This window comes from Nonomuraea turkmeniaca (assembly GCF_005889735.1).
In the GTDB taxonomy this organism is placed as follows: domain Bacteria; phylum Actinomycetota; class Actinomycetes; order Streptosporangiales; family Streptosporangiaceae; genus Nonomuraea; species Nonomuraea turkmeniaca.
In genome coordinates this window covers 1-10,580 of sequence record NZ_VCKY01000313.1, presented here as the reverse complement: position 1 = coordinate 10,580, position 10,580 = coordinate 1, and the positions used below count along the sequence as shown (strand labels likewise).

Below are 10,580 nucleotides of genomic sequence, written 5' to 3'. Positions count from 1 at the left end.
GCCATGGCCGCCGGCTACACCCCGGAGGCCGCGTGTGCCAAGGAATCCGGGCGTGGTGGATGGACGCACGTGAAGGACAACAAGAGGGCGCTCAGGAACGGGGGATCCACCTGGGGGTACGTCTGGCTGATGTGGAACCGCGGCCTGCAGAAGAACTGCGTCGCGGTGATCAAGACCGCCTACGCCGGGACGCCGACGTACACGCAGGCGATCCTCCATGTGAAGGGCGGCGGCGCTTATCGGGACCCGGGCACGCTCACCAGGAAGAAGTACCGTTACTTCGCCGCCGCCATCGGCTACGGCAAGGGTGAGTGCGTGGACTTCGAGGGCCACACCACGGACACCCGCAGGGACTACGGGATCGCCTCGGCCAGGCGGGGCAAGTTCATGAACTGCGGCTGACCCGAAGATCGTGCGCCCAGGATCGGGTCGCCGGGAGAGAGCTCGATCCGGGCGGTCCGCTCCGGGACGTCATCGAGAGGCTGCTCGCGCCCCGCACCGGACGCCGGCCTGACGGTCGTCGGCTCAGGTCGTGCGCTCGGCGACGAACACGAACTCGCGCCCCGGGCGATCAGGCGCTTCGCGCACGTCGAGCACCCGGTAACCGTGGCCGGCCAGGCTGGACTCCACCTCGTCGCGGCCGCGAAACCGGAGGGTCGACTCGGAGGTGACCACCGTGCCGTCCGCCAGGAACCTGTAGGCGTACCTGAAGGAGACGAACGGAAGGGCCACGTCGGTGACCTCCTGACGCCGCTCCACCGGCCCGATCCCGGGGACGTCAAGGACGCGGGGAGCAGTGTCGGCGGCCCATTCCTCCCAGGCCCGGCGTTCGGGGCGCCTGGTCTCGAACACGAAATATGCCCGGGGCCGGAGAGCGGCGTGAATGCCCCGGAGGGTCGCTGACCAGTCGTCATCGGTGAGGAAGACCTGAGCCACATTTCCGGTCATCACCGCGAGATCGGCATGGAGCGCCGGCACGGTCGTGGCATCACCGTGGACCCAGGTGACCGCCGCGGATTTGTCCTTCGACTTCGCGACCTCCAGCGAGGCCTCCGCCGGGTCGACGCCCACGACGGTGCGACCGGTCCCGGCCAGCAGGATCGCCAGGCATCCTGTGCCGCAGCCGACGTCCAGCACGCGGTCCGCGCCCAGCTCGCCGGCGATGGCGAGGTAGGCGGGCAGGTCGTCGCGGTCTCCGTCGAAGGCGTCGTAGACGGGTGCGAGGCGAGGGTGCGCGAAGATCGCATCAGGCACCCCGCAAGCGTATCCGGTGTCCTCGGGCATGCGCCCGGAGGTAACCCTGGCCGAGGAGTGGGGTCGGCCTGGTGACGCGTGCCGCCGGCAGTACGGGAATCCGGGGGTCCACCCGGACGAAGAAGGTGAGATCCGCGCCCTGCCTCCAGGGTAGTCTGCCCCGCTTTAGACCTTGTCGGGGTGAGATGCGACGATCGGAGCCGTTGACTCCTGAGGGATTGGCGAGAGCATGACAGACGACCGGAGCCGTAAGGCTCTCGTGGTACGGGGTGGCTGGGAAGGGCACGCCCCGGTGGAGGCCACCGACCTTTTCGTCCCCTTCCTCGAAAAGCACGGGTACGAGGTGTCGCTGGCCGACTCCCCGGCACCGTACGCGGATTCCGCGTTCATGTCCGGCATCGACCTCATCGTGCAGTGCTACACCATGGGCACGATCGAGCCGGAGGAGCTGCGCGGGCTGGAGGCCGCGATCCGGGCCGGCACGGGGATGGCGGGCTGGCACGGCGGCATCGCCGACTCCTACCGCAACTCCTCCGACTACCTGCACCTCATCGGCGGCCAGTTCGCCTGCCACCCGGGCAAGGACCCGGCCGAGCGGGAGGGCACGCAGGCCGACAACTTCGTCCCGTACACCGTGAACATGCTGCCCGCCGCCGGCGACCACCCCATCACCGCGGGAATCGCGGACTTCGACCTGGTCACCGAGCAGTACTGGGTGCTGACGGACGACTACATCGACGTGCTGGCGACCACGACCCAGAAGATCCGCCCATGGGACCCCTGGCACCGGGAGGTCACCTCGCCGGCGATCTGGACCCGCCGCTGGGGCAACGGGCGGATCTTCGTCACCACGCCGGGGCACAGCCTCGACGTCCTGCGGAACGACAACGTACGCACGATCATCGAGAGGGGGATGTTGTGGGCCGGCCGGTGAACGTCGGCGTCGTCGGATGCGGCGCCATTTCCGCCCAGTACTTCCAGACCATCGACCGTTTGCCGCAGGTGCGGCTGGTGGCGGTCGCCGATCTGGACCTTGACCGGGCGCGGGAGGCGGTACGGCCCTATGCGGGCGTCGACGTGCTGAGCGTGGCGGAGTTGATGGCGGATCCGCAGGTGGACGTCGTACTGAATCTGACCGTTCCCGCCGCCCACGCCGAGATCGCGCTCGCCGCGATCGCCGCGGGCAAGCACGTCTACTGCGAGAAGCCCCTCGCCGCGACGACGGCGGACGCCGGACGCATCCTGCGGGCCGCTCACGACGCCGGCGTACGGGTGGGCTGCGCGCCGGACACGGTGTTAGGAACGGGCACGCAGACGGCGCGCAAGGCCATCGATGACGGCCTGATCGGCAGACCGGTCGCGGCGACCGCGACGATGGTGACGCCCGGTCATGAACGCTGGCACCCCAACCCCGACTTCTACTACGTCCCCGGCGGCGGCCCCCTCCTGGACATGGGCCCCTACTACATCTCCAGCCTGGTCACCATGCTCGGCCCCGTGGCGACGGTCATCGGCGCCGCCAGCCGCACCCGCGCCAAGCGCACGATCGGCTCCGGCCCCCGCCGCGGCGAGGACATCCCGGTCACCGTCGACACCCACGTCACCGGAGTGCTCGTCCACGCCTCGGGCGCGCTGTCCACGCTGGTGATGAGCTTCGACGCCCCGGAGACCAAGGCGTCCCACATCGAAGTGCACGGCGAGGAGGGCTCGCTCGTCGTACCGAACCCGAACCACTTCGACGGCCTCGTCCAGGTGTCGAGGATCGGCGAGGAGGGCTGGCGCGACCTTCCCGCGTCGGCCGGCTACCCCGAGGCCGGCCGCGGCGTCGGCCTGGCCGACTTCGCCGCGACCCCTCCAGGCGAGGAGCCGCGTGCGGGCGGGGCACTGGCCTTCCACGTGCTCGACGTCATGGAGTCGCTGCTGGCGTCGGCGCACTCCGGCGCGGCGGTGACCATCGCGAGCACCTGTGAACGGCCCCGGCCCGTGGCGGGCGCCCATGGGTAGCGCGCGCCTGGCAGCCTTCGGCGACCAGCTGATCGAGGTTCATGACCGGCTCCGCGGAGAGCTCGCCCGCCTCAGTGACGGCGTGGACGCCTACCTCGACGGCGGCGGCACGCGGCCGCGGGAGCTGCGAACGCACTGCCTGGCCTTCTGCACGGCGCTCGAACGGCACCACACCGGCGAGGACGACGGCGCCTTTCCCGCGTTGGCCGCGCGCCATCCCGAGCTGACGCCCGTGCTGGACAAACTGCGCGAGGACCACCGGCTGGTCTCCGACATCCTGCGCCGGCTACGGGAGCTGGCCGAGGGGCTGGACGCGGAGACCGGGAAAGATCCACAGGAGGTACGGCGGGTTCGGGGGGAGGTGGACGGCTTAAGAGCGATCGTGGAATCGCACTTCGGCTACGAGGAGCGCACCATCGCGGAGGCACTCAACGCCTTAGACGTCGCGGAATGGAACGGCGAGCCGCCTGACTTCCTGCGTACCGATCCGGCCGAGTAGCCTGCTCAGCAGGATGGCCGGTCGGCGGGCACCTTGCCGTTCAGCGCCGCCTCCAGCGTGCCGATGGACGAGAAGACCGCCTCCGCCGCCCGGCTCGGATGCACACGCTCACCACTCCCGCACCCGAGACACACCACCAGCATGGCCTCGCACGGTCACCACGAGGCACCAGCCGCTGCCGTTGTCGTCCAGATTGCGCCAGACGGCATCGAACGCCGTGGCCTTCTCGGTACGCATCTCGGTGTGGGTGATGGTGTCACCGTCCGCGGCCTTGTAGGACACGGCGGCGTGGCTGACGTCGCTGTCCCAGCCCTTCACCGCCGAGTCTCTTTCCCACTGCGCGATCTTCAACCGCAGGGAGGAGGAGGGGACGCCCGACTTCGACTCGATCGACCCCATTCTCGGCGAGGCGATCGGCGCCGTGAAGACGTGGCCCACCACGGACCTCACCCCGAGGTACTTCTGACCTGCGAAGGGCTGTTAGCAACTCGCGGGGTTGGGGTAGCCGTGCAAGGAGGACAGGGGGCTGAAGCCGCACGTCGAGGACCCGTAATGGTCAGCGATGGGCGGGCAGCACTGCTCAAGGGGGAGCAATGCCTCCTCGCGGGCGCGTGGGGCACAGGCGGCTCGGACGGCGCCCCTCTTTCGCGAGGCCGATGGCGGTGGGAGAGACTCCTGCCGCGGCGGTCCATATCATGCTGGGCTCGATCGGGCTGATCATGGCGGCCGGGATGGCGATAGTGAGCCTGTCGGCCGGTATCCCGTTGCTCGCAGGGGCCGCCGGCATCGTCATGATCGGCATCGTGGTGGACATCATCCTCGCCCACCGGAGACCCGGGGGCTAGCTCGCCGACTTACCAGGCCTGTGCCCAGGCCGGGGACAGTGCCGGGTCGGGGGTCAGGTCGCGCAGGTCGTGGGAGCACGTCTGCGCCCCACGTACCGGACCGCCGCTCAAGGATCTTGACGGCGCCGTCACGGGTGGCCATGAGCAGCCGGCCCTCGTTGTCCCCATCGGCCCAGGCCGCCTCGGGCAGCGGTGTGAGGCCGCCGTCATCCTCTTCGCGCAGGTAGCTGACCTGTACGCCTTCGATCCCGTGCCGCCGGAAGTCGGTCCCGGTGTGGGCCAGCACCAGCGCCCGGTCGCCGCCCGGCCGGATGTGGCGACGAGTACGGCCTGGCGTAACTCGGGCGGCATCAGCTCCCCCGCTGCCTCGAGAGGACACCACCCCCGAGGGAGGCCCGATGCACGGAGGCCGGCAGTTGAAGGCGTCGGCGTACAGGCTCTCCTTGACAGATTAGTTATCCACATAACATTATGCGGATAACTAATCTACTGTGCCAACGAGGGAGCCGCCATGACCGTGAAGGTCGCAGTCATCTACTACAGCGCGACGGGCACTGTGCACGCACTCGCGCAGGCCGTCGCCGAGGGAGCCGCCTCGGCCGGAGCCGCGGTGCGGTTGCGGCGGGTCGCCGAGCTGGCACCCGACAGCGCGATCGCCCAGAACCCGCTGTGGCGGCGGCACGCCGACGCCGCCACGTCGATCGCCCAAGCCTCGGTTGAGGATCTGGCGTGGGCCGACGCATTCGCGTTCGGAACGCCGACCCGGTTCGGCGCGCCGGCTGCGCAGCTCAAGCAGTTCATCGACCAGGCCGGCGGGCTGTGGCAGGAAGGGGGGCTGGCCGACAAGCCGGTGACGGCCTTCACCTCGGCGGCCAACCGGCACGGCGGCAGCGAGGCCACGATCTTGTCGCTGGGCAATGTCTTCTACCACTGGGGGGCGCTGATCGTCCCGCCCGGATTCACCGATCCGGTCGTGTACGCCGCCGGCGGCAACCCCTACGGCACGTCGTTTGCCGGCCCGCCGACCGTAGACGGCCCCGATGCCGCGGCGCTGGAAGCGGCCAGGTACCAGGGACGGCGGCTGGCCCAGATCACGATCCGGCTGCTGGGGGGCACCCACGTCACCGATGCCGCCGCGGGTAACGGGACCGCCCGCGGAACCATGGCCGGTACGAGCGGCGGGTCGGCAAGGAAGAAGTCATGACGAGCACCACCAGTCAGCGGGCCAGGCCGCACGCCGGACCCGCCTGGATGGTTCTGTCACTGGCGTGTGCCTGCCAGTTCATGGTGATCCTGGACGCGTCCATCGTTAACGTCGCCCTGCCCTCGATCCGCCAGGACCTCGGCTTCACGCCCACCGGCCTGGCCTGGGTGGTGAACGGCTACCTGCTTACCTTCGCCGGCTTCATGCTGCCGGGTGGCCGCGCCGCTGACCTGTTCGGCCATCGCCGGATGCTGGTCGCCGGGCTGTTCTTGTTCTCCGCCTCGAGTCTGGCCGGCGGCCTGGCGACCGCTCCGGAGGTCCTCGTGGCGGCCCGCCTCGCCCAGGGCATGGGAGCCGCCATGCTGGCCCCGGCGACGCTGGCCGTGATCAACACCAGCTTCACCGAGGGGCGCGCGCGTGCCCGGGCGTTCGGCGCATGGTCCGCCGCGGGCGGTGTGGGCGGGATGGCCGGCGCGGTCGCGGGCGGTGCCATCACCACCGGCCTGTCGTGGCGGTGGGTCTTCCTCATCAACGTGCCGATCGGCGCGCTGCTGATCGTCATGGCCATGATGGCGGCGGCCGGCACCCGAACCGGCCGGCGCGAACCGCTTGACCTCACCGGCGCGGTCACGGGGACGACGGGGCTGGCGGCGCTGATCTACGGGGTCATGCAGAGCGCCGATCATGGCTGGACATCCGTACTGGTCGTCGGGCCAGCCGTGGCGGGCCTGCTCCTGCTCGTCGTCTTCATCGTGGTGGAGGCACGTTTCGCCACTCAGCCGATGATGCCCCTGCGGCTGTTCAAAATCCGGGGAGTGGCCGTCGGCAACGGCATGCTGCTGCTGTTCGGCGGGATTGCCATCGCGATGTGGTATTTCACGTCGCTGCTCCTGCAGAACGTACTCGGCTACAGTGCGCTCCAAGCTGGGCTCGGGCAGACACCCGCGGCGGTGATGTTCGTGGTGATCGCGCGATGGGCCGCCGCCCTGCTGCCGCGAACCGGTGTGCGCCCTCTGGTGCTGGCCGGCTGCGGCTGTTTCGTGGCCGGTTTCGGCTGGCTCGCCCAGGCCCACGCCGACAGCGGCTACGTCACCAGCGTGCTCGGGCCTACGCTGCTCATCGCGGTCGGCATCGGGCTGACCTTCCCCACCCTCATGGCCGCGGCGACCGCCGCCGTCCCCGAGGGCGACGCGGGCATCATCGGCGGCCTGGCCAACACCGCCAGTCAGGTAGGCGGGTCGGTAGGCCTGGCGGTGCTCGCGACAGCCGCCAGCACCAGAGCGGCGATGGAGGCCGGCGGGAGTTCCCCGGCCGCCGCCCTCGCCGCCGGCTACGACCTGGTCTTCCTCATGGCAGCCGGGCTCGGCCTGGCCATCGCGGTGGTCAGCCTGTTGCTGCCGCGGCACCGGCACGGCTGACCGCCATCGCCGCCGCACCCCTGTGTCCGCGCCGCCATGAGAACGCCGAGGTCGGCCAGGTGCCGGGCGAAGGCCTGGCGATCAGCGTGGCGTTCGGCGCTGGCAGGTCTCCGGCTCGCGGGCCATGCCAGGGGAAGGCGCTTCACGGCCGGGATGTCACGCTGGAACTGCTGGGAGGGTTCTTCGGCGCCGACTCGCTGCGCATCCCGGAGTTGGACGAGGTCGGCCGCCGCTTCGGCGAGATCGATCTCGCGCTCCTGCCCATCAACGGTCTGGCGATCCGCCCGCTGGGGAACTTGCCGGTCGTCATGAACGCCGCCGAGGCCGCCGGCTAGACGCGGGTCCTGGCCCCGCGTCTGGCCGTGCCCATCCACCACGCCTTCACCGGCGGCCCGTTACGCGACCGGTTGCTGCTGAAGAAGGACCCCAGGCCCGAGATGTACGTGGACGCCGCCGCCGACCTCGCCCCGGACACCGGGGTCCATGTCTGGTCTCCGGGAGAGCCGCTCGACCTGTAGGCGCGGGCACGGGCCCGCTTGGGCGAGCCGGGACTCTCTGACTCCCTGGGCCGTGCTGAACGTGATGCCGCGTGACGGCGACCTGGGACCCGCCAGATGGCCTCCCCAGCCGGGTGATTTGATGAGATTAACGGCTTCTTCCAGGCCCTTAACGGAGCACGGGCGTGGCGAGGAGGCACGGGGGTGATGATCGGTGGATCTCGTACTGCGCGCGGGGACCGCGGACGACGCGCGCGACTGCGGCAGGATTTGTTATGAGAGCTTTGCCCGGCTGGCCGACGACCATGGGTTCCCTCATGACTTCCCCGATGTGGAGACTGCGACAGGGTCGGTCGCGACGCTGCTGACCCATCCGGGTTTCTACAGCGTCGTCGCCGAGCTCGACGGGCGGATCATCGGCAGCAACTTCCTCGACGAACGGTCACCCATCGTCGGCGTCGGCCCCATTACCGTCGACCCGGCAGTCCAGAACCGGGGCGTCGGCCGCCGGCTCATGCAGAATGTTCTGCGCCGGGCCGCCGAGCGTCAGGTCCCAGGGGTCCGGCTGCTGCAGAGCGGCTATCACTGCAGGTCCTTCGCGCTGTACGCGGAGCTGGGGTTCGAGTTCCGCGAAACCCTGGCCTGCCTGCAGGGCTCCCCGTTGCACCAGGCCGTCGACGGCTACATGGTGCGACGGGCTGTGGACGAGGACCTGCCGGCGTGCAATGAGCTGTGCCGGCGAGTCCATGGCGTCGATCGCGGTGGGGAGCTCGCCGACGCCATCCAGCAGGGCGCCGCCCGGGTGGTCGAGCACGGCGGCCGGCTGACCGGCTATGCCACAGGCCTGGCGTTCTTCGCGCACGCCGTGGGCGAGACCACTGAGGACATCAAGGCCCTCATCGGCGCGGCCCCGTCCTTCGGCGGGATGGGCATTCTGGTGCCCGCGAGCAACAGCGCCCTTCTCCAGTGGTGCCTGCACAACGACCTGCGGGTCGTTCAGCTCCTGAGCTTGATGACCATCGGCTTGTACAACGAGCCTGCGGGGGCGTACCTGCCCTCCGTCCTCTACTGAGTCAGAAACGTCGCGTGCCCCGTCATCCGAGTCTCACCCAGCTTGTTGGATGAGCTCATTGCGCAGGACCGTGTAACCGACCATGGCGGAATCCAGATACGCGCGCACTTCCGCGATCATGTCGCCGTCGAAACGACACACCCAGCAGTAACGGTTGTCGAACGGTGCACCCTCCTTGGTGGTCGACGTGGACACCAGCTCGGCGACCGTGGTGTCGCCATCCACGTACAGGTGTTCCACCGTGAGCTTCACTCCGCCCTCGAGCACCCGCGCCAGGCGGCCGAATGTCGCAGCGGTGAACTCGTCCTTGCTGCGGTATCGCCCGGCCAGCGGGTGTGTGCCTTCCACGGTCCAATCCACGTCGTCCGCCACGCGAGCCCAGAAGTCCGGCTGAGTGGCAGGATCCTGCAGGCAAGCGAAGAGGGCGGCACGATCGTTCCGGATGTCAGTCATGACAATGCTCTTCCCCATTTGCCGCGGTGCCTCTCCCAGTCACTTTGCCGAGGCGACGCCGCGCCGCCCCACGCCAGGCTCGATCCGCCCATTGCGTCACCAGCGCGAAACGTCGTTGGAGGACCAGGCGGCCGGTATCTGCGCGCTGAATCGGCCGAAAGTACGGTCGCGGACCGCGAGACCCGACTTGTGGCCGGGTGTCCGCACCGGGCCGCGTCCGCAGGATGAGGGCCATGCCCTACAAAGATCACGCTCCGGGTCTGGACGCCGGAGTTCTGGCCGGCGGTCCCGGCGTCCCCTCCGCCTGCGCCGAGGCGACGGCATGGGAGGCCCCGCGATGACCTCCCCCGGCCGACCGCGTATCACCGCGCTCGACGTCCTGCGCGGGTTCACGCTGTGCGAGATCCTGCTCGCCAACATCCAGCTGATAGCGAACGCCGGCAGGGCCGTCGTGGCGCAGCCCATGGGCGACTGGGATCCATGGCTCGGGCTCCCGATCTTCTCCCTGCTGTTCGGTATCGGGTTCTCGCTGTTACTGGACTCCGCCGCGAACCGCGTACCCCGCCCACGGCTGGTCCTGCTGCGCCGGCTTCTGACGCTGCTCGCGATCGGCCTCGTGCACGCGCTGCTGTGGCGGGGCGAAATCCTGACCTCCTACGCCATCGTCGGCTTGCTGGTGCTGCTGCCCTCGACCTGGCTGCCGCGGTGGGCCGTGGCCGGCCTCGCCCCGGCGCTCGTGGCGGCGGCGCTGATCAGCGGTGGGGGCGGGCCCCTGCTGATTGCCGGGCTGTTCCTGCTGGGCTCGGCGCTGGTCCGATACGGGGTGATCGAGCGGATCGAGCGGTCCATCCGAGGGCCGCTCCTGCTGGGCCTGATCTTCGCGGCGGGGGCGGCCTCCGCCCGGTGGGTACAGGCCAATGTGCAAGCCGGGGCGGGCACGACGCAGCTGTCTTTCACGTCCAGCCTGGCCGATCTGCTGCTCGCCGGTGTGTACGTGTGCGCCCTGCTGGTCCTGCTCAGAACGCCGCTGCGACCGGCGCTGCAGGCCGTCTTCACCCCACTGGGCCGGATGGCACTGACCAATTATCTGACCGCCACACTCCTCGTTCTGGCGGCCAGTCACATCCTCGGCCTGCCGATCGGTCAGTCCTTGACGGCGGCGTACCTGGCGGCGGGAGCCATCCTCACGGCCCAGTGGCTGTTCTCCACCCTCTGGCTGCGCCGCTACCGCCAGGGCCCCATCGAGTGGCTCTGGCGCTGGGCCACCTGGGGCCACCGCTCAGTCCTGCGCATTCCCACGAGCTGAGCCCATTCCCCGACCGGAGGGGGAGGAG

At 69.8% G+C, this 10,580-nt stretch carries 14 protein-coding genes; 11 read left to right on the top strand and 3 right to left on the bottom strand.

Annotation, left to right across the window (positions count from 1 at the left end; translation table 11 throughout):
• Positions 1-402, top strand: a 402-nt coding sequence (locus tag ETD86_RS48875; RefSeq protein ID WP_425465707.1) for a hypothetical protein, incomplete at its 5' end; no start/stop codon positions are given.
• A gap of 123 nt (positions 403-525) precedes the next feature.
• Here ETD86_RS48875 and ETD86_RS48870 read toward each other — a convergent pair.
• Positions 526-1,254 carry a class I SAM-dependent methyltransferase gene (locus ETD86_RS48870; protein ID WP_138673455.1) on the bottom strand — a complete coding sequence of 243 codons (729 nt, stop codon included), beginning with the start codon at positions 1,252-1,254 and terminating at the stop codon, positions 526-528.
• 229 nt (positions 1,255-1,483) lie between these two features.
• Here ETD86_RS48870 and ETD86_RS57635 point away from each other — a divergent pair, with 229 nt between their 5' ends.
• From ETD86_RS57635 to ETD86_RS48855, 3 genes are read left to right on the top strand one after another with little or no spacing between them, the layout of a single operon-like run.
• Complete coding sequence (locus tag ETD86_RS57635; RefSeq protein ID WP_138673454.1) at positions 1,484-2,188, top strand: ThuA domain-containing protein; 705 nt, start codon at positions 1,484-1,486, stop codon at positions 2,186-2,188.
• Entirely contained in the window at positions 2,173-3,258 is a 1,086-nt protein-coding gene (locus ETD86_RS48860; RefSeq protein ID WP_211370803.1) for a Gfo/Idh/MocA family protein, read from the top strand. The genes ETD86_RS57635 and ETD86_RS48860 overlap by 16 nt, the downstream gene beginning before the upstream one ends.
• The gene (locus tag ETD86_RS48855; protein ID WP_138673452.1) at positions 3,251-3,757 is read left to right on the top strand and encodes a hemerythrin domain-containing protein; all 507 of its coding nucleotides are present in this window, start codon (positions 3,251-3,253) and stop codon (positions 3,755-3,757) included. The genes ETD86_RS48860 and ETD86_RS48855 overlap by 8 nt, the downstream gene beginning before the upstream one ends.
• Positions 3,758-3,865: 108 nt before the next feature.
• Here ETD86_RS48855 and ETD86_RS56255 read toward each other — a convergent pair whose 3' ends face one another.
• Complete coding sequence (locus ETD86_RS56255) at positions 3,866-4,207, bottom strand: hypothetical protein (RefSeq protein WP_211370802.1); 342 nt, start codon at positions 4,205-4,207, stop codon at positions 3,866-3,868.
• A 245-nt stretch (positions 4,208-4,452) separates the two neighbouring features.
• On the opposite strand from ETD86_RS56255, the gene ETD86_RS56250 reads away from it, so the two are divergent.
• The 6 genes from ETD86_RS56250 to ETD86_RS48830 all read left to right on the top strand — a co-directional run bounded on the left by ETD86_RS56250 (position 4,453) and on the right by ETD86_RS48830 (position 8,793).
• Entirely contained in the window at positions 4,453-4,602 is a 150-nt protein-coding gene (locus ETD86_RS56250) for a hypothetical protein (RefSeq protein ID WP_170223703.1), read from the top strand.
• 511 nt (positions 4,603-5,113) lie between these two features.
• Positions 5,114-5,806: an NAD(P)H:quinone oxidoreductase gene (wrbA, locus tag ETD86_RS48845; RefSeq protein ID WP_138673451.1), complete on the top strand. Its 693-nt coding sequence runs from the start codon at positions 5,114-5,116 to the stop codon at positions 5,804-5,806.
• The gene (locus ETD86_RS48840) at positions 5,803-7,224 is read left to right on the top strand and encodes an MFS transporter (RefSeq protein WP_138673450.1); all 1,422 of its coding nucleotides are present in this window, start codon (positions 5,803-5,805) and stop codon (positions 7,222-7,224) included. The genes wrbA and ETD86_RS48840 overlap by 4 nt, the downstream gene beginning before the upstream one ends.
• Positions 7,225-7,283: 59 nt before the next feature.
• On the top strand, positions 7,284-7,559 hold the full coding sequence (locus ETD86_RS48835) for a hypothetical protein (protein ID WP_138673449.1): 276 nt from the start codon (positions 7,284-7,286) through the stop codon (positions 7,557-7,559).
• A gap of 27 nt (positions 7,560-7,586) precedes the next feature.
• Positions 7,587-7,742: a hypothetical protein gene (locus ETD86_RS56245; protein WP_170223702.1), complete on the top strand. Its 156-nt coding sequence runs from the start codon at positions 7,587-7,589 to the stop codon at positions 7,740-7,742.
• A 193-nt stretch (positions 7,743-7,935) separates the two neighbouring features.
• Entirely contained in the window at positions 7,936-8,793 is an 858-nt protein-coding gene (locus tag ETD86_RS48830; protein WP_138673448.1) for a GNAT family N-acetyltransferase, read from the top strand.
• A 33-nt stretch (positions 8,794-8,826) separates the two neighbouring features.
• On the opposite strand, the gene ETD86_RS48825 is transcribed toward ETD86_RS48830, so the two are convergent.
• Complete coding sequence (locus ETD86_RS48825; protein ID WP_138673447.1) at positions 8,827-9,246, bottom strand: nuclear transport factor 2 family protein; 420 nt, start codon at positions 9,244-9,246, stop codon at positions 8,827-8,829.
• Positions 9,247-9,583: 337 nt separating this feature from the next.
• On the opposite strand from ETD86_RS48825, the gene ETD86_RS48820 reads away from it, so the two are divergent.
• Positions 9,584-10,552, top strand: a complete 969-nt coding sequence (locus ETD86_RS48820) for a DUF418 domain-containing protein (RefSeq protein WP_138673446.1) — start codon at positions 9,584-9,586, stop codon at positions 10,550-10,552.
• Positions 10,553-10,580 lie beyond the last annotated feature (28 nt).